Genomic DNA, 21787 nt, shown 5'->3' on the forward strand with positions numbered 1-21787 from the left:
GCCACCATGTTGTTCGCCGAACCGATTGAATCCCCCCTGCTGGAGACGGTCTTGCTTCCCGTACGCGGACACATGGCCTTCGAATCGTGTGTCGAGCACTTGGGATCGGCAATCCAGTTGGGGATCTTCAAAACCGGCGAGCGCCTCCCGCCCGAGCGCGACTTGGCCGAGCGCATGCAGGTCTCCAGGGCCACCCTGCGGGAAGCGATCAGTGCGTTGCGCGCAGCGGGCTTCGTCACGACTGTCCGGGGGAGGGGCGGCGGAACCATCGTGGAACCGGTTGGCAACGCGCGGCCGCCGGAGCGCCTCGACAACAAGGACCGGCAGGGGGAAATCAGCGACATCCTCATCTTCCGTTCCGTGATTGAACCCGGGGCCTGCCAGCGGGCGGCCTCGATGCGGCTCAGCGAGGATCAGCGCCAGCTCCTGATTGATTCCCTGGCCGAGGTTGAAAACGCGGGTTCACCGGTGGAATACAGGCAAGCGGACGCCCGCCTTCACCTGGCCTTTTCAGCCGTTGCGGGGTCGTCCGAACTGAACAAAGCCAGCACCACCATCCAGACCAAGATCCACGAATTCCTGGCGGAAATCCCTTTCCTGCAACGGAACATCGAACATTCAAACCAAGAACATCGATTGATAGTGCAGGCCATCCTCGACGGCGAGCCTGCAGCGGCCCGAAGCGTCATGGAATTGCATTGCGAATCCACCGCCGCACTACTCAAGGGACTACTGAAATGAGCACCACGATGAACGACAATCCGAACGACATTTCGAAAACTGTAGATACCACAGTTCACCCTCGCAATGACCGTATGCTCACCGTTGAGCAACTCAAGGCGCAGATTGGCGAGGGCGGAGTGCGCTGATCCAGTGCGATCTGTCCACGACCGACGGCACCCCGGTCTCAGTTTCACCCCGCGCCATGCTCAAGCGCCAGACGGCCAAGGCGGCTGGGCGCGGTTGGAAGGCACTTGCAGGAACCGAGCTTGAGTTTGTGGTCTACAACGACTCCTACGAGCAAGCGTGGGACCTGGACTACAAGCACCTCACGCCTGCCAACCAATACAACGTGGACTACTCGCTCCTGGGATCCGGCCGTGTTGAACCCCTGCTTCGCCGGATCCGGAACGAGATGTACGCGGCCGGCATGACAGTGGAGTCCGCAAAGGGTGAATGCAACTTCGGCCAGCACGAGATCGCCTTCAAGTACGACGAGGTGGTCACTACGGCGGACAACCATTCCGTCTACAAGACCGCGGCCAAGGACATCGCCCATGACATGGGCCAATCCATTACCTTCATGGCCAAGCCCAACGAGCGTGAGGGCAATTCCTGCCACATCCACCTGTCCCTTCGCGGGCTCGACGACGAGCTGGTCTTCTGGGACAAGGCCACCGGCGCCCGCACCAAGACCTACGACCACTTCATCGCCGGCGTGCTTGCCACGATGCGGGAATTCACGCTCTTCTACGCTCCCAACATCAACTCCTACAAACGGTTCGTCAAAGGCTCGTTCGCTCCGACGGCGGTGGCCTGGGGCCTCGACAACCGCACCTGTTCCGTGCGCCTCGTGGGGCATGGGCAGAGCGCACGGCTGGAAAACCGGCTGCCGGGTGGCGATGTCAACCCGTACTTGGCACTGTCGGCCATGCTTGCCGGCGGCCTTTACGGAATCGAAAATGAGCTCGAACTCGAACCGGCAACCACCGGCAACGCCTACATTTCGGGCGCTCCCACCGTTCCGACGACGATGCGGGAAGCCCGGGATCTGTTCGCCAACTCCGTGATCGCCAAGGAAGTGTTCGGTGAGGAAGTGGTGCGGCACTACGTGAACTACGCCGACGTCGAACTGGCAGCTTTTGAGTCCGCCATCACGGACTGGGAGCTCCGCCGCGGCTTCGAAAGGCTGTAGGCGATGACTCAGACCGAAACACCTGCTCCTGCACCGGATTCACACCGGCCTCCCCGCATCGCGTTGACCACCTATCTTCAGAACGCGAAATGGGGGGTTTGGGACGCGCAGGCAGCCGTGCTGCCGGCAACATATTTGGAGGCCGTCGTAGCGGCCGGCGGAACGCCTCTCCTGCTGCCGCCTATCGGCACCGACACTTCGGTCCTTGACCTCGTGGATGGCCTCATCGTCGTGGGGGGCGCCGACGTCGACCCCGGAAACTACGACGCCGAGCCCCACCCGAGCACTCGCAGCCAGCCCGAGCGGGACGAGCACGATATCGCCTTGACGTTGGCGGCCTTGGAGAAGGGCATTCCGCTCTTTGCGATCTGCCGCGGCGCGCAAATCCTCAACGTGGCCCTGGGCGGAAACCTCATCCAGCACGTGCCGGACGTGCTGCCCGAGGCGAACTACCAACCTGCTCCCGGAGTCTACGGGGAGGTGGAGTTCCGCACGCAGCCGGGCAGCATCAGCGCGCAACTACTAGGCGAAAAGGCATCGGCTCCGGTCTATCACCACCAGATTCTTGACCGGGTTGCCGAAGGCCTTTGCGTCACCGCGCGTGCGGCGGATGGAACGGTCGAGGCCGTCGAATCGACCCAGGGAAGTTGGGCGTTGGGCGTTCAGTTTCATCCGGAACAAAATCCTTCCGACGTGCGCCTCTTCGAAGGATTCATTGAGGCCGCCAGAAGGTACCGGGACGGGGAACTCTACGCTGAGCGCCTCGACCCATCGACGGAATTCAAAGCGACAGAAAAGAGCTGGGCGTGAGTGCCACAACTTTTGACATCATCAATCCGGCCACCGAAGAGTTCCTTCAAACCGTTGAGCTGGCATCCCTCGCCGAAACGGACGCGCTGATTGCCCGCGCGGCCGCCGCCTTTGAGACCTGGCGAAAAGTGTCGCCGTCGGACCGTGCACTGCTCCTGCGCCGGTTCGCGGCCGCCGTCGACGCCGATCTGGAGAACCTCGCGCAACTGGAAGTCCGCAACGCGGGGCATACGGTCGGCAACGCCCGCTGGGAAGCGGGCAATGCGCGCGACGTCATCAGCTACTACTCGGCGGCTCCCGAGCGGCACTTCGGGCGGCAGATCCCCGTTGCCGGAGGCCTCGATGTGACGTTCCACGAGCCGCTGGGCGTGGTCGGCATCATTGTGCCGTGGAATTTCCCCATGCCGATCGCGGCGTGGGGCTTCGCTCCGGCACTCGCGGCAGGCAACACGGTGGTACTCAAACCCGCGGAACTTACGCCGCTGACCGCGATGAGGCTCGGCGAGTTGGCGCGCGAGGCCGGCCTGCCCGACGGCGTGCTGACGATCATCCCCGGGAAGGGCTCCGTGGTGGGGGCGCGCTTCGTCACCCACCCCGCGGTGCGAAAGGTCGTCTTTACCGGGTCCACCGAGGTCGGCAAGCAGATCATGGCCGGTTGTGCCGACCAAGTGAAGCGCGTGACCCTCGAACTGGGTGGGAAGAGCGCGAACATCGTGTTCGCCGACGCCGACCTTCCCGCCGCTGCTGCCGCAGCACCCGGCGGCGCGTTCGACAACGCCGGCCAGGACTGCTGCGCCAGATCCAGGATCCTGGTGGAAAAATCGGCCTACGATGCCTTCCTCGAGCTCCTGGAGCCTGCTGTCCGGGGTGTCAAAGTCGGCGACCCGGCGGATGAGAGCACGGTCATGGGGCCCTTGATTTCCGCCCGGCAACGGGAAACCGTCGCAGGCTTTGTGCCTTCGGGAGCGCCCATAGCCTTCCAAGGCGAGGTGCCCGAAGGGCCGGGATTCTGGTTCCCGCCCACCGTCCTGGCACCCGACTCCTTCGACGATCCGGCGGTGCGTGAGGAGATCTTCGGACCTGTCGTCGTCGTCGTTCCCTTCAACGACGAGGCGGACGCGGTACGGATTGCCAATGACACCGAATACGGCCTTTCTGGATCGATCTGGACCCAAGACATTGGGCGGGCCTTGCGCGTGGCCCGCGGGGTGGATGCCGGAAACCTCTCGGTGAATTCCCACTCTTCAGTCCGGTATTCGACGCCGTTCGGCGGCTTCAAGCAATCGGGCCTGGGCCGCGAACTGGGTCCCGATGCCCTCGATTCATTCAGCGAAGTGAAGAACGTCTTCATCGCGCACTGAACCCACCAACTTTGGAAGCCCCATGATTCAAGGAGAGATCACCATGACCGAATTCATTTCAAACCGACTCAAGGACCGCACTGCCGTCATCACCGGCGGCGGCAGCGGGATCGGTTTGGCCACGGCAAAGCGTTTCGCCTCGGAGGGTGCCAACGTGGTCATCGCCGATATCGATCCGGCTGCCGGAGAAGCAGCCGCGGCCGCCGTCGATGGCATCTTCGTAAAGGTCAACGTCACAGACGAGCAGGAAGTCATCGACCTCTTCGCCGCCGCCAAGAGCCATTACGGCAGCGTGGATATCGCGTTCAACAACGCGGGCATTTCGCCGCCGGACGATGCATCCATCCTCGACACCGGCATCGACGCCTGGCGCCGGGTCCAGGAGGTCAACCTGACGAGCGTCTATTACTGCTGCAAATACGCGCTGCCGTACATGTTGGAGCAGGGCAAGGGCTCGATCATCAACACCGCGTCCTTCGTGGCTGTGATGGGTGCGGCAACCTCGCAGATCTCCTACAGCGCGTCCAAAGGCGGCGTGCTGGCCATGACCCGTGAGCTCGGCGTCGAATTCGCGCGCAAGGGGGTGCGAATCAACGCGCTGTGCCCAGGACCGGTCAACACCCCGTTGCTGAAGGAACTCTTCGCCTCCGATCCGGAGCGGGCCGCGCGGCGCTTGGTCCACGTGCCCTTGGGCCGTTTCGCGGAGCCCGAGGAACTGGCCGCTGCGGTCGCCTTCCTGGCAAGCGACGACGCCTCGTTCATTACCGCTTCGACCTTCATGGTTGACGGCGGAATCTCGGGAGCGTACGTCACCCCGATCGACTAGAAGGTTCCCGTCAATTGCTCCCCACCGGCCTCCTCGCCGGCCGGTGGGGAGCAACCGACGGGCTAGCTTCCCCGGTATGTGGAGAACGCGAAGGGGCTGAGCAGGAGCGGCACGTGGTAGTGCTCGCCGGCGTCGGACACCGTGAAGCTCAAGTCCACTTCCGGGAAAAAGGTGTCCACGCCCTGTGCTTTGTAATACGGACCGGTCGCGAAGTTCAGGCGGTAACTGCCGCCGTCGACCCGCTCAGGGCCCAGATCCTTGATCCGGCCGTCCGCGTCAGTGGTGCCGCTAGCCACGTGCCTCCAGTTGTCGCCGTCGCGCACGGAGAGAACGACGGCGACGCCGGCCGCCGGGCGACCGGAACCGGTGTCCAGGATATGGGTGGTGATCTGGGAAACGCTCATTTGCTGGGCACTCCTTCGCTGATGACGCCGGCAAGGCGCAGCAATGCGATTTCGCGCAATTGTCCGGCCACGATCACGTCTTCTTCTTCCGCGGTATGGCTCAGGCGCTCGTGGAGGGAGGCCAGGATGTCGTTGGCTGTCCGTCCTGCTGCGCGGATGAGGAAGACGCGGCCGAACTTGGCCTCGTACTCGCGGTTGCCTTCGGCCAGGGCGGTGACGACGCCGTCATCGCCGGGGTCGACGCCGGCCTGTTCGGAGCGGGACATCGCGGCTTCGGTGGTCTGTGCCTTGGGCCGTTCGCCGATCCGAGGGTGGTGGGCCATCGCGGCCGCCACTTCGTCCGACGTGAACGGCTCGGCGGTTTCCCGGGCGAAATCGAGCAAGGAGTCCAAGCCGCTGAACGGGCGCGCATCTGCTACGTGCTCCACCCAACGCTGGATGTCGAGGCATGGGCGGAGGACGTCGATGGCGTCCGCACGGTCCACGCTGTTGAATACTTCAAGCTGCATGCTTGTTCATTCCTCGTGCGAGTGCTGGCATCCATGGTGTTGGCTATGCGGAACTCCGGCGATTCCTGCCGGATGGACCTGTGCGCCTCCGCACTCCAGGTCTTCCACATCATGGAACTGTTATTTCAGCATACGTAATAGTGAATCCAATGACTGCCGTGGTGTCAAGAGAATACCGCACCCCGGTCCTCCCGACTCGCCCTGCCCCCTGCGACGCTCGCTCACGTTTGGTGGCTTCTACCGAGACGCTCGCTCACGTTTGGTGGCTTCTACCGAGACGCTCGCTCACGTTTGGTGGCTTCTACCGAGACGCTCGCTCACGTTTGCCGTCTGGTGGACAATGTCAGCAACGAGCCAAAGGAGTTCCGCCATGCCAGAGGTCCTGACTTCCCGGTATCTGTTCGGACCGGGTCCCAGTAATTGCTATCCGGAAGTGACCGCGGCGTTGGCGTATCCGGTGATCGGGCATCTGGACCCGGTGTTCATAGAGCGACTGGACCGGACGTGCGCCGGGCTTCGGTCGGTGTGGGGGACCCGGAACGCCCGCACCCTGCCATTGAGTGCTACTGGTTCCGGCGGCATGGAGGCTGCCTTTGTTAATACAGTGTCCGACGGCGACGTGGCAGTAATTGCGGTCAACGGGCTTTTCGGGGAGCGAATGTGTGAGGTTGCCCGGCGCTGCGGGGCCACGGTAGTTCGCGTCGACCATGAATGGGGCCAGCCCGTGGATGCGGAGCGGGTTCTCGCCGCGCACCCCCATCCCAAGGTGATTGCCGCCGTCCATGCCGAAACCTCCACAGGTGTCCTGTCCGACGTCGCGCCGCTTGGCGCTGGCAAGGGCGACGCGCTATTGATCGTGGACGCGGTGACGTCCATCGGCGGGCTGGAACTTCTGGCTGACGACTGGGGGATCGACGTCGGGTATGCCGGGACGCAGAAGTGTTTGGGAGCGCCCCCTGGCTTGTCCCCGTTCACGGTGTCCGAGCGCGCTTTCGAGCGGCGCATCAAGGAGCCGCGTTCGTGGTACCTGGATATCGGCCTTCTGGGTGGGTATGTTGGCGCGGCGAGTGGCAGCCGGACGTATCACCATACGGCGCCAGTGACCATGATCGCGGGGCTAGAGGCGGGACTTGACCGCATCTTGGCCGAGGGGCTCGCGGCTGTTCAAGCGCGGCACCGCGCGGCCGGGGCCGAGTTGCGCGACGGCCTCGAAGCGATGGGTCTCGAGCTGTTTGCCGCGGAGGGTTCGAGATTGCCGAGCCTCACCACGGTCAAAGTGCCCGACGGCGTGGACTCAGCTGCCGTCCGCGCTTACCTTCTGGAGAACTTCAGTATGGAAATCGGCTCCGGGGCGGGAGCGTTTACCTCGACGGTTTGGCGGATCGGCATGATGGGTCCGAACGCTAACAGGGCATCGGTCAAGCTCGTCCTTGGCGCGCTGGAAGAAGCGATAGCGAAAGCCTATGTGAGCGAGCGTCGGCCCGGGAGACGCTAGACGTGAGCGAGGGTCACACCAAACGGTCTTGTTTGTGAGCGAGCGTCGGGAGAGGTTAGTGGCCGTTGGATTGGGCCTTGGTTGCGAGCATCTTGTCGAGGGGCTTGGCGTATCGTTCCTGGACGATCTTCAAGTGCAACCAGCATTCCACGCTTGCCACCGAGTCCATCGCACGCACTTTGTCCAGGATGTCGTACATTTCGTCCAGCGAGCTGACGCCCACGGTGGCCACGAGGTCGTGCCTGCCGAGGCAGCTGGCGATGAACTCCACTCCTGGCGTCGCCGAGAAGAAGTCGACTGCCTCCTCGGTTCCGGCTGCTGTCGAGATTCCGAAGCCAAAGGCCATGGACCGTGAAGAACCGGAGCGGCTCCGGATGGGGCCGATCTGCATGACCCGGGCTTCCAGCAGGCGAAGGACCCGGATCCTGGCGGCGCTGGCCGAAAGGCCGATCCGTTCGCCGAGGGCCTCGAAACCGAGTCGGCCGTCCACCTGCAGTTCGCTCATGAGGAGCAGATCCGCCTGGTCAAGCTCGAGACGGGGGTCCGGCGGCTCCTTGCCGAGGAAGAGGCTGCGGACCACCTCTTTGTACATGAGGACATCGACGCCAGCCACACCTTCGCAAAGGCGGATGGCCTCGACGTCTTCGTAGAGCCTTTCCACCGTGGGCAGGCGGAGTTCGGCGATGATGCCGTATTTGCCCGTGGTCAGGGAGGCGAAGACGGCGCCGTCCAATTGGCTCAGCTTCTCCAAGGCCGAGCGTGCGGAACCGTTTAGGTGGATGGAGATGTGCGCGACGGCGGTCAGGCCCAGCAGGCGCGGATGGACTGCCGCGACAATCCGCAGTTCTCCGGAGGACGTTAGCTCATTGACCTTGGCCGTCACAGCGGAGCGCGTTACGCCCAGTTGCTTGGATAGCTCGCTGAACGAGGCGCGGCCATCGGCCTGCAGCAGGCGGATCAGCCTGTCGTCCAGATCATGCATGGTCTTCACAATAACCGCCTTGTCTCTGGGCCGCGGCAGCGGGTGCTTAGCGAAGCTGCGGCGCCCCGGCGAGCCGAGCGCCGCCGTCGTACTCAATACTTTCACGAGTCGAGCAATAGGCAAGTGATTTGGATCAGAAAATCACAAAGTGAGTACAAAAACTGTGTCATATCAGTATTAAACAACTGATTCGCTTGAATTGATCGATTTTTTCGCTAGCATCGTGATCAGCGCCACATCGGCGTACTCCGACTCGCGTTCCCACGCGACCCCAACAGTTCAATTGGAGATCTGCACATGCTCAAGTTCACGAAGCCCGCCTTGGCGGCCGCTGCGTTGGCCCTGCTGTTGAGCGGCTGCTCCGCCGCAGCTTCCCCCAGTTCCACGGGGCAAGCATCCGCCACCGCGCCGAAGGGACTCACCACGAGCGGCAAGCTCACCCTGTGTATCGACCCCGAATATGCGCCACTGGAGTACTACGCCAACGGTTCCAGCGGCGACATCGTAGGGTTCGACGCCGATGCCGCCCGCGCGCTCGCCAAGCACTGGGGCGTCGATGCCAAGTTCGAGGTGACCACATTCGACGGACTCATGCCGGGGCTCCAGACCCGCCGCTGCGATGCCATTTTCGGTGGCCTGTACATGAGCAAGGCCCGCCTGGATGTCGCCGACGCTTCAGCCGTGATGAACGCCGGTCCCGCGATCCTCTCGGCCCCGGGCAGCGCCGGGAATTACAAGACAGCACTGGACTTGTGCGGTCACTCGGTGGCAGCGCAGAGTGCTTCGTCCAACGCCGCCCGCATCAGTGCGCTCAAGGATGAGTGCAAGAAAGCCGGCAAGGACGAGCCCAAGCTCACCGAATACCCCAAGACCGCTGAAACAGTCCTGGCGGTCCTCAACGGCAAGTCCGAGGCCCTGATCGAGACGAATGTGGCGGCCGCCTACATGGCCAGCCAGAACGAAGGCAAGCTCACGGTGGCCCCCGGAGTCTTTCCGGCCGACACCACCTTCGGCGTGTTCACCCGCAAGAACGATCCGTTGTCTCCAGCCATCGCGCAGGCGCTGAGGGAACTCCACCAGGACGGCACCCTCGGCAAGATCGCGAAGGACAACAAGCTCGACCCCACGATCGTCGACGTCCCCTAGCCATCCTCCCCGCGGAGGCCGCAACAGCCCTGCGGCCTCCGCCCCACACGAAAGGAGTTGGTGATGGAATTCGACGTCAACATCTTCGTCCAACAACTCGTGAATCCGAGCTACCTGTCCGGGGCTTTCCTGTCCGTCGCCGTCGCGGTGCTTTCACTTATCCTGGCTACGGCCATCGGCTTCGCTGTCGCCCTGGGACGCACCTCCCGCAGCCGGATCGCGCAGGGCGTCGCAGGAATCTACACCTGGTTCTTCCGTGCCATCCCGGCACTGCTGGTGCTGCTCATCATCTGGAACGCCTTGCCGCAGCTCTTCCCAGTCCTGCGCCAGGATTGGTTCTCCCCGTTCATTGCCGCGTTCATCGGCCTGGGCATCGTGGAAGCGGCCTTCATGGCGGAAATCATCCGTTCGGCGTTGCTCAGTATCGACGAAGGGCAGGCCCTCGCCGGCAGGGCGCTTGGGATGTCGCCGGTTAAGGTCATGCTCAAAGTTGTCCTCCCGCAGGCCATCCGCACGGCCCTGCCTCCCACGGGCAATGAGTTCATCGGCCTCGTGAAGTTCTCCTCGTTGGCCTCCGTGATTTCCCTGCAGGAACTCCTCACCACGGCGCAGGTGGGAGTGAACATCACGTTCCGCTACGCCGAGTACTACGCCGCGGCAATCGTCTACTACCTCATCATCGTGAGCCTTTTGACGCTTCTCCAAAGCTATGTGGAAAAGAAATTCGTCTGGACGTCACGGTCCAAATCCAAGAAGCCTTCCATCCTGGAACCAGTCGGCCAAGGAGTGCAGTCATGACCCACAGCGGCCCGGAACCCATGCCGGAAACCTGGTCCACCAACGACCCCGTACTGAGCGTGCGGAACCTCCACAAGAGCTACCAGGACCAGAACGTCCTGCGCGGCGTCGAGTTCGATATCCGCCAGGGACAAGTCAAGGCAGTGCTGGGTCCCTCCGGTTCCGGCAAGTCCACGATGTTGCGCCTGATGGCGCTCCTCGAGCCAGCCGACGACGGCGAGATCCGGCTCCGCGGGCGGCGCATCGGTGTCCGTGAGAAAGCAAGCGGAGCCGTGGCCCTCCCCGAACGCGAACTCGCCAAGGAACGCCGCAACATTGGCATGGTCTTCCAGAAGTTCAACCTGTTCCCGCATCTGACGGCTTGCCGCAACGTGATGCTCGGGCTGACCTCCGTCAAGGGCATCCATCACAAGGAAGCCGAGGAACAGGCCATGGCCATGCTCCAGCGCGTGGGTCTTTCGCATCGCGCCGGGCATTTCCCTTCGGAGCTCTCCGGCGGCCAGCAGCAACGCGTGGCCATCGCCCGCGCCCTGGTGATGAACCCGGACGTGCTCCTCTTCGACGAACCGACGTCCGCCCTGGACCCCGAGTTGGTGGGCGAAGTCCTGGACGTCATGGAGAGCCTGGCCAACGACGGCATGACCATGATCGTGGTCACCCACGAAGTCCGTTTCGCGCGCCGCGTGGCCGATGAAGTGACCCTGTTCGACAGCGGCGTGATCGTGGAACAAGCCACCCCGGACGAGTTCTTCGACAACCCCCAGCACCAACGCACGAGGAAGTTCTTGAGCCATGTCCACTAAGCATCGCCCCCTCGCCGTCTACACGGACATGGAAGACCTCGATTACTCCGCCGGCGTCGTGCTCCTGGAAGAAAACGGTTACGACGTCCGGTACCTTGGCACCCAGGATCCCGCGGTCATCGCGGAGCAGGCGAAGGACGCGGAAGCCCTCCTGGTGGGCTACGCGACGGTCACCGCGGAGGTCATGGACGCCATTCCGGGCTTGAAGATCATCGCCTTGGTCTCAATGGGCTCAGACAACGTTGACCTCGATGCAGCCAAGGAACGGGGCATTTGGGTCAGCAACCTTCCCGGTGTGGCCACCGAGGAAGTCGCTTCGCACGCGCTGGCGCTTGCCCTCGCCGTCACGCGAGAAATCCCGTTCTTCCAGGAACGCGTGGCCGAGGGGGACTGGAACGCCCGCCCGGACAGCACAGTGTTCCGGCTCAGCCAGGAGCGGCTTGGGCTGATCGGACTCGGGCGGATAGGCAGCCGCCTCGGAGAGCTCGCCTCCGGAGTCTTCGGCGAGGTGGTCGGCTACGATCCCTACCTCCCGGACACTCCGGCTACCAGGGAGATGCTCGCGAAGGCAGGCATCCGCCGGACTGGCTTGGAAGAAGTCCTGGCGGAATCCGCCGTCGTGTCCTTGCACATGCCGCTCACGGAGGAAACCCGGCACATCATCAACGCCGGAAGCCTCGCCGCGATGCGGCCGGGCAGTTACTTGGTGAACGTGAGCCGCGGGCAGCTGATCGACGACGAAGCCCTGCGTGCCGTCGTCGACTCCGGCCACATCCGTGGAGCAGCGCTGGACGTGCTCGACGTCGAACCGGCACCTGCCGACCACCCGCTCATGGGCCACCCGCGGATCCTCGTGACGCCCCATGTCGGCTTCCTCTCGGAGTACACGCTGGCCGAATACGTCAGGATCCAGGCGCACAACGTCATTTCCCAAGCCCGCAGCGGAGTCCCGGACACCCCGTTGTTCGAGCTGGCACCCGCCCGCTGAGTTCCGGCCGTACCGCAAACTTCAACACGCAAAGGTCATTCCCATGTCATTCCTGGCATCCCATGAAACTTCCCCCGTAGCCCCCGCCGCAACGTTGTTCTTCGGCGGTCGCGTCCGGACCGTTGACTCCCTGAACTCCATCGCGGAGGCGATGCTGGTCATCGGCAACCGTGTTGCCGCCGTCGGAACGCCACAGGAGTGCCGCGACGCGGCGCTCAAGCTCACGACGGCGGTGCCCGACGTCGTCGACCTCCGTGGCCGTACGTTGGTGCCCGGCTTCATCGATCCGCACGCGCATCCCCTGATGTACGGACAACTGCTGTCCTGGGTGGATTGCGGTCCCGAGGCGGCGCCGGACATCCCCACCATGCTTGAACTGCTGGCGAAGGCGGCGGACGACAATCCGGGGGACACCCCGATCAGGGGCTATGGCTACGAGCACCGCAACCTTGCCGAGCAGCGCCACCCCACACGGCAGGAATTCGACACCGTTTCCACCACGCGCGAGGTGTACGTCATGAACGCGAGCGGCCACGGCGGAGTGGTGAACTCGTACGTGCTCGCGAAGGCGGGAGTGGACCGCGACACGCCCAACCCGCCGGGCGGAACTTTCTTCCGGGACCCTGACGGCGAGCTGACGGGCGAACTCTCCGATGCCGCCTGCGACATCCTCACAGGGGTGGAAGGCGTCAAGCTGGGGCACCACGGACCGAACTTCCACCTCGGGGACAGCAAGGAACATCACCGCGCCCAGCTGCTGCACGCCCAACGCGAGTTCCTCAGCCACGGCGTGACCACCATCGGCGACGCGCAGGTGACCAAGCGCGAATTTGGCGCCTACCTGGATCTCGTGGAGCGCGGCGAACTCGTGACGCGCATCAACGCGTATTTCCTGTCGAGCCTCCTCGACGAGGTCCTGGAACTGGGTCTCGTGGACAAGTTCGGGGATTCCCTCCTTTCCTTCGCCGGGATCAAGCTCTACGCCGATGGCACCCTGGGCGGCTGGACTGCGTACTTCCCGGAGGGCTACCGCGACGATCCTTGCCGCACCGGTTCGCTCTACCACGAGCCGGCAGAGTACCGCGCCCTCGTCGCCAAGGCGCACAGTGCCGGTCTGCAGACGGCGACCCACGCCCAATCGCCCACAGCCATTCAGTTGGTGCTCGACGCCGTCAGCGAGGCTCTTTCGGTGTCGCCGCGGGACGACCACCGGCACAGGATCGAGCACTGCGGACTGCCCACCTTGGAGCAGATCGGCCAAATGGCGGAGCTCGGGATCATGCCCGTCAACCAGCCGCAGCACTACTACAACTGGGGTCCGGGGGTCACAGATGCCATCGGGTCCCCGGGCGAGCGCTTCAACCCCCTCGGCGAATTCGTGGCCGCAGCGGTCCCCGTGACGATGAGCTCTGACGCTCCCGTGGCCGATCCCCGTCCGCTCGAAGCCATCCAGACGTCCGTGACCCGCAAGACCCGCTCCGGCGTCCAGTTGGGCTCGGACGATCTTAAGATCGACGTCGTCGAGGCCCTCCGTGCACACACCATCAACGGTGCGCGGGCCATGGGGCGCGAGAAGGACCTTGGTTCCCTCGAGCCGGACAAGCTGGCCGACTTCGTGATCTTGGCCGCCGACCCCCTTGAGGCGCACGAAGGTGACATCAGCAGCATCGAGGTTCTGGAGACCTGGGTCAACGGCGTGCGGGTGTACGCGGGCTAAGTAGCCACAGATAAACCCCGACGTCGGCACTCACGGTGAGTGCCGACGTCGGGGTTTCGTGTTGCTTGACGGCTGGCCCAACTAGCTCGCACTTAATGTCGTTTTCAGGGCTGAAAACGACACTTACTGCGAGTCAGTTGGGTGCCTCACAATGGGTGGGCAGGGCTTAGGCCCGGCGGATAGCCTCAGCCAGGCGCTTGACACCCTCGGTGAGCTGATCTTCCGGGGCGTAGGAGAAGGCGATGCGGAGCTGGTTGCTGCCACCGCCGTCGGCATAGAAGGCGCTACCGGGCACGAACACGACTCCCGCCTCGATGGCCGCGGCGAGCACTTGATCGGTGTCGATGCCCTCGGGCAGGGTTACCCAGGTGAAGAATCCGCCGCTCGGGCTGGTCCACTGGGTACCCTCGGGCATGTAGGCGGCCAAGGCGTCCAGGGTGGCTTTGCAGCGGGAGGCGTAGACGGCACTGTAAGCGGCTATCTGGTCCCGCCAGTCGAAGCTGCTGATGTACTGCTCCACTACCAGTTGGCTCAGGACCGAGGGGCAGATGGTGGTGGCTTCGGAGGCGATCTGGAGGCGGCCGCGCACCTCTCGGGGTGCCACCACCCAGCCGACGCGCAGGCCGGGGGCGAAGATCTTGGAGAACGAGCCGAGGTAGAACACGTTGTCCGGGTCGAGGGAGTGCATGGCGGGTTTGAGCGTGCCGTCGAAGCTCAGCAGTCCGTAGGGGTTGTCCTCGACGATCAGCACGCCTTCGGCCCGGCAAATGTCCACCACGCGCTGCCGCCGCCCGAGGGAAAGGCTGATGCCGCTCGGGTTGTTGAAATTGGGGACCGTGTAGAAGAACTTGATGGCTTTGCCGGCGGCTTTGAGCCCGGAAATGACGTCCTGGAGGCGGTCGGGATCGACGCCGTCGTTGTCCATCGCCACGTGGGCCACTTCGGCCTGGAAGCCTTCGAACACGCCGAGCGCGCCCACATATGTCGGTCCTTCCGCGATCACCACGTCCCCGGGATCGCAGAAGAGCTTGGTCACGAGTTCCAGTGCCATTTGCGAGCCCGCGGTGACCTGCACGTTTTCCGGCGACGTGTTGATGCCTTCGAGTTCCATGACTTGGCAGATCAGGGCCTGCAGTTCCTCTGTTCCCGCACCCGAGCCGTACTGGAGGGCCTCCAGTCCGCGGCGAGCGACGACGTCGGACGCCATGGCGGCGATGCGCTCCATCGGCAGGACGGGCAGGTAGGGGTTGCCGCCCGCGAGGGAGATCATGCCCGGCTGCATGGAAACATCGAAGACTGCGCGGACGGGGGAGGGTTGGAAGCCGGCCGCACGCTTGGCCATCCGGCCGGTATGGGACAGCTCTGTGGTGAGGGTCATGGTGGTCCTTCGGTGTTGGTGGGTGGCCGCTTCGATGCGGCCCCGGACTGCGTGGTGGTTACTGTGCGCTGAGGAACTGGTGCAGGATACGGGTGCCTGCGTGGATGGCCGTGACGGGGACGCGTTCGTCGATGCCGTGGAACATGCCCGCGAAATCAAAGCCTTCGGGAAGCCGTAATGGCGAGAAACCGTAGCAATTGATGCCCAGCTGGGAGAAAGCTTTGGCGTCGGTGGCTCCGGACATGACGAACGGGAGGGCCTTCCCGGCGGGGTCGACGGCGGTGATGGCCGCTCGCATCGCGTCCAGAAGGGCGCCGTGGGCGGGTGATTCCAGCGAACGCCCCTCTTCCCAGCTGACCTCGATGCCGGGCCCCAACAGCTCCATGAATTGCGCTTTGAACTCGTCATCGGTGCCCGGGGCGATCCGGCAATCAACCGTGGCGGTGGCAGTCCCGGGAACCACGTTGGTCTTGTAGCCGGCATGGAACTGGGTCGGGACGGCGCTGGTACGCAAGCCCGGGAGGAGCATGGCGGCGAGCAAACCGAGAGAGGCGAGTTCGTCGTCGAGCCTTTCGCCATCCAAAGGCCGGCCGAGGGCCTCGCCCAACTGCTCCACCAAGGCGGAGAGCGAGGCGCTCCGGACCACCGGCCATTTGTGTTCCGAGATTCGTGACAGGGCAGAAGAAAGGCGCGCGACGGCGTTGCTTTCGTTGGGCACGATGGAACCGTGGCCTGTGCTTCCGTGCGCGGTCAGCGTCGCCCAAGCGACCCCCTTTTCCGCGACTCCGAGCAGGTAGAGCCTCAGGTCGTCGCGAAGCTGAAGGGAGAAGCCGCCGATTTCGCCGATAGCCTCGGTGACGCCGTGGAACAGTTCAGGGTGCTCATCCACCAGGAACTGGGCACCGAACTCGCCGGCCATTTCCTCATCGGCCACGAACGCAAAGACGATGTCCCGCTGGGGCACGAAGTTTTCGCGGCGCAATTGGCGGACGGCGGCCACGGTCATGGCAACCATGTCCTTCATGTCCACGGCACCGCGACCCCACACGAAATCGTCCTTGACCTCGCCGGAGAACGGGTCCACGGTCCAGTCCGCAATGTTGGCGGGGACGACGTCGGTATGGCCGTGCACCAGAAGGGCCGGCGCCTCCGGGTCGCTGCCCTTCATCCTTACTACGAGGTTGCCCCGGCCAGGAGCTTTTTCGAGGACCTGGCCTTCGAGGCCGAATTCCGCGAGCAACGACTGGACGTATTCGGCGCAGCGCGATTCGCCGTCGCCGATGGTGGCGGGATCGCCGGTGTTGGTGGAATCGATGCGGATCAAGGTGCTGCAAAACTCCACGGCCTCGGCGGCCATGGCGTCGTGATGTTCCCCCACAGATGGTCCTTTCCAGCGCGCGGGTTGGCGCGCGTTGCGGTGCGCAACTCGCGCACCTTCTCCCGGCGCGAGTTGGCGCGCGTCTTAGTGCGCGTCCACGAGTTTGGAGCGCTTCTTATGGATGAATTCGTCGGCGTCGATGCCGAACTCCCGGGCGGCAAAGCGGTGCAGGGTCTCGATCATCTCCGCAGGTGAGAAGCTGTGGACCCCGTTCAAGGACTGGATCGCGAGGCCATCGATCGTGGCCAGAAGCAAGGTAGCCACTTCGTCGATATCGAGGGCCGGTTGGAGCAGTTTCTCGTCCACCGCCTCCTCGAGCGCCCGGACGAACAAGCCCCGCCATGAAGTCCAGACTGCTGCGACGCTTTCCCTGATCTCTGAGTTCTTGTGGGCAGCGGCGTATATCTGCAGCCAGAAGCCCCAGGCTTCTTCGAACGGGGTGTCGCTCTGGATGGAGAACGTCAAGAGGTCGTGCAGGCGTTCCACGGCGTTTCTGCCGTGATCGTAGATGCGCTGCCATTCGGCGAGGGATTCGTCGATCCGGTACTCAACCGCGGCGCCAATGAGCCGTTCCCGGTGCCGGAAATAGTGCTGGATCATGCCGATGCTGAAACCCGAAGCTTCCGACAGTTCGGCGAAGGAGCAGCCCTCCACACCCTCGCGGGAGATTACCTGCGAGGCGTGCTGCAGAATGCTCTGCCGGCGTTCTGCCATGGCCTCCGCCGTGACGCTTCGCGTGCGGCGGCCCGGGTTTGTCTCGCTCATGCCGTTGCTCCTTCGTTTGTCTGGTCGCGCTGGTCCAGTTGGGGCGCCTTGTGGGTGCCCGTAGTCATCTCTCCACGATGTTGCCATGGTCCCTTGACACGCGTTGTTACTCATCTCACAATAAGTTGAACATATTGTTATTTCAACCCGACTCGAACCGGAGATTCACAAATGATGCGCAAAGGCGTGAAAAGCTCGCTCGTTGCAGCGGCAGCCATCAGTTTCCTGGCGTTGACAACGGCTTGCTCCAACACCGAAGGTGCGGCCGCTACTGTATCCGGCAACGCATCGGCGAGCGGCCAAAGCAGCCAGAGCGGCCAGGAACTCGCGCAGGCCGTGCAAACAGATTCCAAGGTTCAGGCGCTCCTTCCGGCCGCGATCAAGAGCAAGGGCTCGTTGACCCTCGTCACGGACCCCACCTACGCCCCGATCGACTTCACCGACGACAATGGCAAGATCGTCGGACTGGAGCCGGACATGGCCTTGGCCGTCGCGAAGAAGATGGGCGTCTCGATCAACATCGAAAAGGCCGACTTCAACGGCATCCTCGCCGGTATCGAAGCCCGGCGCTACGACGCCTCCTGGGCAGCGTTTTCCATCACGGAGGAGCGCAAGGACAAGGTCAACATGGTCAGCTACATGCGCGGAGGAACGTCCGTCATGGTCAAAAAGGGCAATCCGCTGGGCATCAAGTCCGAGCTGGACCTCTGCGGCAAGACCGTTGCTGCCCAGACCGGGACAACCCAGGCCCTGAACGTGCTCCCCTCCTTTGATAAGAAGTGTGCCGACGCCGGCAAGGACAAGCCTGTTTCCCTCCTGTTGCCCCAGCAAGACAACGTCAACCAAGCCGTGGCATCGGGCCGCGCCCAGGCACTCGTGGCCGACAATGCGCTGACCGGGTACTACGCCCAGCTGCAGCCGGACGCCTTCACCTCCGTGGACTCCATCCTCGTGGAACCGTCCCTGTCCGGCGTCGTGAGCCCCAAGGACGACGGCGGCCTGTCCAAGGCATTCCAGGCCGCGGTCCAGTCGCTCATGGACGACGGCACCTACGCCAAGATCATGGATGCCTGGAACCTCAAGTCCGGCATCATCACCAAGTCCGAGGTCAACCCGACGGTGGGGTCATGACCGTGTCTGAGCTGCCGAGCACCGCCGAAGCACGGCATGACTTCGCGGAGCTGGCGTCGCGGCCTGTCCTCAAGCGCAAACGGCCCGGGCAACTGATCGCCATGGTGGTGGTGGGACTGTTCGCACTCATGGGCGCGTACGTCATTGTGACCAACCCCGGCTTCGGCTGGCCCACCGTGGCCAAGTACCTGTTCGATGTCCGCATCCTCGACGGCCTCCTGACCACGATCGAACTCACGGTCATTGCCATGGTCCTGGGACTCGTGATCGGCCTGGTGATCGCGGTCATGCGGATGTCCGACAACGTGCTCCTCCGCGGCGTGGCCGGCGCCTACATCTGGTTCTTCCGCGGCACTCCGCTCCTGGTGCAGATGCTCTTCTGGGGCTTCGCCGCGGTGCTTTTTCCGACCATCGGCATCGGGATCCCGGGCGGTCCCATGCTGGTGGAATGGAACACCAACGACGTCCTGCCGCTGTTCGTGGCCGGCATCCTGGGTTTGGGCTTGAACGAAGGCGCCTACATGGCCGAAATCGTTCGTGCAGGACTGATGGGTGTTCCCGCGGGACAGTCCGAGGCCTCCCACGCCATGGGCTTCAGCCGGATGGAAACCCTGCGCCACGTGGTCATCCCGCAGGCCATGAAGATCATCCTTCCGCCGGTAGGCAACGAGACGATCTCCATGCTCAAGACCACGTCGCTGGTGATCGTGATCGGCGTCGGGGACTTGCTCTACAACACCCAGCAGATCTATGCCCGCAACCTCCAGCAGATCCCCCTGCTGATCGTGGCGAGCCTCTGGTACATCCTGCTCACCACCATCCTCTCGCTCGTCCAGGCCCGCATTGAGAAGCGGTACTCCCGCGGCAACACCATCCAGGCACGAAAGGCGTAGCGGCAATGTCTGAAGTCCAGTTCCTCAACGTGCACAAGGATTTCTCCGGCATGGAGGTCCTCAAAGGCATCAACTTCACGGTCGAATCCGGACAAGTGGCGTGCCTGATCGGCCCCTCCGGATCGGGCAAATCCACCCTGCTCCGCTGCGTCAACCACCTCGAAACCACCAGCTCAGGAACCATCCTGGTGGGTGGCCGCATGATCGGCTACGAAGTCCACGGCGACAGGCTCATCGAGGCCCACCAGAAGGACATCAATAGGCGCCGTTCCCGTATTGGCATGGTGTTCCAGTCCTTCAACCTCTTCGGCCACATGACAGCCCTCGAAAACGTGATGATGGGTCCCGTCAAACTCCTCAAGGTACCCAAGGCCCAAGCCGAGGCCGAAGCCCATGAACTACTGGCCAAAGTGGGCCTCGCCGACCGCACGGGCCACTATCCGGCCCAGCTCTCCGGCGGCCAGCAGCAGCGCGTCGCGATTGCCCGGGCGCTGTCCATGAAGCCCGACCTCATGCTCTTCGACGAGCCCACCTCCGCACTCGACCCCGAACTCGTGGGCGAAGTCCTGGACGTCATGAAAGCCCTGGCTCGCGACGGCATGACCATGATCGTCGTGACCCACGAGATGGGCTTTGCCCGCGAGGTGGCGGACGTCGTGGCGTTCATGGACGGCGGTGTCATTGTCGAAGCCGGCGATCCCAACGAGATCATTTCCCGCCCCCAGCACGAGCGAACAAAGGCGTTCCTCTCCAAAGTTCTCTAGGCCACGATTTAAGGACTCCAACCTTGACCAGTTCCATCCCCACCAACAACGTCGGCCTCGCCGTCATGACCACGCTGCGGAACTACGGGATCGACGCGATCTTCGGGATCCCCGGCACCCACAACCTCGAGTTCTATCGGCACCTTGAGCCGCTCGGCATCCGCCCCGTCACCACCCGCCACGAGCAAGGAGCCGGGTACGGCTCCGACGGATGGAGCCAGCTCAAGGGGCTTCCCGGCGTCGTGATCACCACGTCCGGGCCCGGACTGCTGAACGCGATGTCCGCTGCGGCCACCTCGTATTGCGAGTCCCGGCCCATGATCATTCTGTCCCCGGGCGCGCCGCGCGGCAGCGAGTTTTCGGACATCGGTCTGCTGCACGAAACCAAGGACCCCACCGGCGCCGTCCGCGCCCTGATCGGGCGCAGCACGCGTGTGTCCAGCGGCAGCGAAGCCGTGGAGCTGATCCACGAAGCCTTTGCCTTCTTCGCGCACGGGCGGCCGCGTCCCGTCCACATCGAGATCCCGTTGGACGTCCTGGAGGGGGCGTCCGACGTCGACCCCGCCGCGCTCGAGGCCCGCCCTTTGGGTGCGCCGAAAACAGCAGCCGACGACGCCGTCGCCACCGCCGCGGACATCCTCCGGCGCGCTTTCAGCCCGGTGATCCTGGCCGGGGGCGGTTCGCTCGGAACCGGCGGCGCGTTGCTCGAACTTGCAGAACTCTTGCAAGCCCCCGTGGTGACCACGATCAATGGCAAGGGCGCTATTCCCGAAGCCCACCCTTTGTCCCTCGGTTCGGAGATCCGGCTCGCAGCGGCGCAAGACCTGTGCAACGCTTCCGACGCGCTGCTGGTGATCGGCTCCAAGGTGGGCGAATCGGAGCTGTGGGGCGGCAAGATCGTGCCGCAGGGTTCGTGCATCCGGATCGACATCGACCCCGCCCAACTGCAGTGCAACGTTGCGCCGGACGTTGAGCTCCTTGGCAACGCGTCCGCCGTCGTACCCCAACTGCTCGAAGCGCTCGCCGGACATGAGCCCGCCTCCGCCCCGGAACTCGACCCTTTGCGCGCCGAACTGCGGACGGAAGCCCGTTCCATGGCGCCCGCGCTGGCACGGATCAACGAGATCCTCGCGGCCACGCTGCCGGCCGACACCGTTATTGCGGGCGATTCCTCGCAGGTCACCTATTTCGGAACCACGTCCTTCTTCCCCGTTCAGAAGCCGCATCAGCTCTTGTACACGCCTGCGTACGCCACGTTGGGTTATGGACTGCCGGCCGCGATTGGCGCGAAGGTGGCCGATCCGGATCGTCCGGTGGTGGGGTTGATCGGCGACGGCGCGCTCATGTTCGCCGTACAGGAGTTCATCACCGCTGTGGAACAGGGCGTGGACCTGCCCATCATTTGCGTCAATAACGGCGGCTACGGCGAAATCCGGCAGAACATGGAGGACCGGGACCTGGCTCCGGTCGGCGTGAACCTGACGCAGCCGGACTGGGTGCGGCTGGCTGAGGGTTTCGGTCTGACGGCGTTCAACGTGGAATCCCTCGACGAGCTCGCTGGGATTGTGACCCAGGCGCTCGCCGTCAAGGGGCCCAGCCTCATCCACGTGAGCATCGATTAGCCCCCGCAACGCCCCCACCCCCCCTTGCGACGCTCGCTCACTTACGACGCCCTTTGGGCGGATGCTCGCTCACTTTCTTCAAGCAAGTGAGCGAGCGTCCGG

General features: G+C 63.9%; 21 protein-coding genes and 1 pseudogene. 16 read left to right on the plus strand and 6 right to left on the minus strand.

Annotated elements, in window-relative coordinates:
- The first annotated feature begins 6 nt into the window (after positions 1-6).
- The 6 genes and pseudogenes from ACFVTG_RS10360 to ACFVTG_RS10385 all read left to right on the plus strand — a co-directional run bounded on the left by ACFVTG_RS10360 (position 7) and on the right by ACFVTG_RS10385 (position 4912).
- Positions 7-741: a FadR/GntR family transcriptional regulator gene (locus ACFVTG_RS10360; RefSeq protein ID WP_284752949.1), complete on the plus strand. Its 735-nt coding sequence runs from the start codon at positions 7-9 to the stop codon at positions 739-741.
- Entirely contained in the window at positions 738-869 is a 132-nt protein-coding gene (locus ACFVTG_RS10365) for a hypothetical protein (protein ID WP_390280119.1), read from the plus strand. Before ACFVTG_RS10360 ends, ACFVTG_RS10365 begins: the two co-directional genes overlap by 4 nt.
- Positions 863-1915: pseudogene (locus ACFVTG_RS10370) on the plus strand (glutamine synthetase family protein); the annotation flags it as partial. The gene ACFVTG_RS10365 and the pseudogene ACFVTG_RS10370, both read left to right, overlap by 7 nt.
- A gap of 3 nt (positions 1916-1918) precedes the next feature.
- Complete coding sequence (locus tag ACFVTG_RS10375) at positions 1919-2725, plus strand: gamma-glutamyl-gamma-aminobutyrate hydrolase family protein (protein ID WP_390280121.1); 807 nt, start codon at positions 1919-1921, stop codon at positions 2723-2725.
- Positions 2722-4086 (plus strand): aldehyde dehydrogenase family protein, encoded by a 1365-nt coding sequence (locus ACFVTG_RS10380; protein ID WP_390280122.1) that lies wholly within the window; start codon positions 2722-2724, stop codon positions 4084-4086. Before ACFVTG_RS10375 ends, ACFVTG_RS10380 begins: the two co-directional genes overlap by 4 nt.
- Before the next feature lie 43 nt (positions 4087-4129).
- Positions 4130-4912, plus strand: a complete 783-nt coding sequence (locus tag ACFVTG_RS10385; RefSeq protein ID WP_265979871.1) for a 3-oxoacyl-ACP reductase — start codon at positions 4130-4132, stop codon at positions 4910-4912.
- A gap of 62 nt (positions 4913-4974) precedes the next feature.
- On the opposite strand, the gene uraH is transcribed toward ACFVTG_RS10385, so the two are convergent.
- Both uraH and uraD read right to left on the minus strand, forming a co-directional pair.
- Positions 4975-5316, minus strand: coding sequence for a hydroxyisourate hydrolase (gene uraH, locus ACFVTG_RS10390; protein WP_265979873.1), 342 nt, complete (start codon positions 5314-5316; stop codon positions 4975-4977).
- Positions 5313-5825, minus strand: coding sequence for a 2-oxo-4-hydroxy-4-carboxy-5-ureidoimidazoline decarboxylase (gene uraD / locus ACFVTG_RS10395; protein ID WP_390280125.1), 513 nt, complete (start codon positions 5823-5825; stop codon positions 5313-5315). The genes uraH and uraD overlap by 4 nt, the downstream gene beginning before the upstream one ends.
- A 370-nt stretch (positions 5826-6195) precedes the next feature.
- On the opposite strand from uraD, the gene ACFVTG_RS10400 reads away from it, so the two are divergent.
- Complete coding sequence (locus ACFVTG_RS10400) at positions 6196-7320, plus strand: pyridoxal-phosphate-dependent aminotransferase family protein (protein WP_390280127.1); 1125 nt, start codon at positions 6196-6198, stop codon at positions 7318-7320.
- A gap of 55 nt (positions 7321-7375) precedes the next feature.
- Here ACFVTG_RS10400 and ACFVTG_RS10405 read toward each other — a convergent pair whose 3' ends face one another.
- Positions 7376-8302: an Lrp/AsnC family transcriptional regulator gene (locus ACFVTG_RS10405; RefSeq protein WP_390280218.1), complete on the minus strand. Its 927-nt coding sequence runs from the start codon at positions 8300-8302 to the stop codon at positions 7376-7378.
- A gap of 297 nt (positions 8303-8599) precedes the next feature.
- Here ACFVTG_RS10405 and ACFVTG_RS10410 point away from each other — a divergent pair, with 297 nt between their 5' ends.
- From ACFVTG_RS10410 to ACFVTG_RS10430, 5 genes are all read left to right on the plus strand, one after another.
- Positions 8600-9448 (plus strand): transporter substrate-binding domain-containing protein, encoded by an 849-nt coding sequence (locus ACFVTG_RS10410; RefSeq protein WP_390280129.1) that lies wholly within the window; start codon positions 8600-8602, stop codon positions 9446-9448.
- A gap of 63 nt (positions 9449-9511) precedes the next feature.
- Complete coding sequence (locus ACFVTG_RS10415) at positions 9512-10246, plus strand: amino acid ABC transporter permease (RefSeq protein WP_390280131.1); 735 nt, start codon at positions 9512-9514, stop codon at positions 10244-10246.
- Positions 10243-11049 (plus strand): amino acid ABC transporter ATP-binding protein, encoded by an 807-nt coding sequence (locus ACFVTG_RS10420; RefSeq protein WP_390280133.1) that lies wholly within the window; start codon positions 10243-10245, stop codon positions 11047-11049. Before ACFVTG_RS10415 ends, ACFVTG_RS10420 begins: the two co-directional genes overlap by 4 nt.
- Positions 11039-12037 carry a C-terminal binding protein gene (locus ACFVTG_RS10425; RefSeq protein WP_390280135.1) on the plus strand — a complete coding sequence of 333 codons (999 nt, stop codon included), beginning with the start codon at positions 11039-11041 and terminating at the stop codon, positions 12035-12037. The genes ACFVTG_RS10420 and ACFVTG_RS10425 overlap by 11 nt, the downstream gene beginning before the upstream one ends.
- A 43-nt stretch (positions 12038-12080) precedes the next feature.
- Positions 12081-13754 carry an amidohydrolase gene (locus ACFVTG_RS10430; protein ID WP_390280137.1) on the plus strand — a complete coding sequence of 558 codons (1674 nt, stop codon included), beginning with the start codon at positions 12081-12083 and terminating at the stop codon, positions 13752-13754.
- Positions 13755-13920: 166 nt separating this feature from the next.
- On the opposite strand, the gene ACFVTG_RS10435 is transcribed toward ACFVTG_RS10430, so the two are convergent.
- The 3 genes from ACFVTG_RS10435 to ACFVTG_RS10445 all read right to left on the minus strand — a co-directional run bounded on the left by ACFVTG_RS10435 (position 13921) and on the right by ACFVTG_RS10445 (position 17275).
- Positions 13921-15132 carry a PLP-dependent aminotransferase family protein gene (locus ACFVTG_RS10435; RefSeq protein WP_390280139.1) on the minus strand — a complete coding sequence of 404 codons (1212 nt, stop codon included), beginning with the start codon at positions 15130-15132 and terminating at the stop codon, positions 13921-13923.
- A gap of 58 nt (positions 15133-15190) precedes the next feature.
- Positions 15191-16510, minus strand: a complete 1320-nt coding sequence (locus tag ACFVTG_RS10440; RefSeq protein WP_390280141.1) for a M20/M25/M40 family metallo-hydrolase — start codon at positions 16508-16510, stop codon at positions 15191-15193.
- Positions 16511-16594: 84 nt separating this feature from the next.
- Positions 16595-17275, minus strand: coding sequence for a TetR/AcrR family transcriptional regulator (locus ACFVTG_RS10445; RefSeq protein ID WP_284752962.1), 681 nt, complete (start codon positions 17273-17275; stop codon positions 16595-16597).
- Between the two features lie 171 nt (positions 17276-17446).
- Here ACFVTG_RS10445 and ACFVTG_RS10450 point away from each other — a divergent pair, with 171 nt between their 5' ends.
- The 4 genes from ACFVTG_RS10450 to ACFVTG_RS10465 are packed head-to-tail and all read left to right on the plus strand — an operon-like array spanning position 17447 to position 21685.
- Entirely contained in the window at positions 17447-18406 is a 960-nt protein-coding gene (locus ACFVTG_RS10450) for an ABC transporter substrate-binding protein (RefSeq protein WP_390280143.1), read from the plus strand.
- Positions 18403-19299, plus strand: coding sequence for an amino acid ABC transporter permease (locus ACFVTG_RS10455; protein ID WP_284752964.1), 897 nt, complete (start codon positions 18403-18405; stop codon positions 19297-19299). Before ACFVTG_RS10450 ends, ACFVTG_RS10455 begins: the two co-directional genes overlap by 4 nt.
- A gap of 5 nt (positions 19300-19304) precedes the next feature.
- Positions 19305-20063, plus strand: a complete 759-nt coding sequence (locus ACFVTG_RS10460) for an amino acid ABC transporter ATP-binding protein (RefSeq protein ID WP_390280145.1) — start codon at positions 19305-19307, stop codon at positions 20061-20063.
- A gap of 23 nt (positions 20064-20086) precedes the next feature.
- A complete protein-coding gene (locus ACFVTG_RS10465; protein ID WP_390280148.1) occupies positions 20087-21685 on the plus strand; it encodes a thiamine pyrophosphate-binding protein in 1599 nt (532 codons plus the stop codon).
- The last annotated feature ends 102 nt before the right edge of the window (positions 21686-21787 follow it).

This window comes from Arthrobacter sp. NPDC058127 (genome assembly GCF_042884555.1).
Taxonomy (GTDB): Bacteria; Actinomycetota; Actinomycetes; order Actinomycetales; family Micrococcaceae; genus Arthrobacter.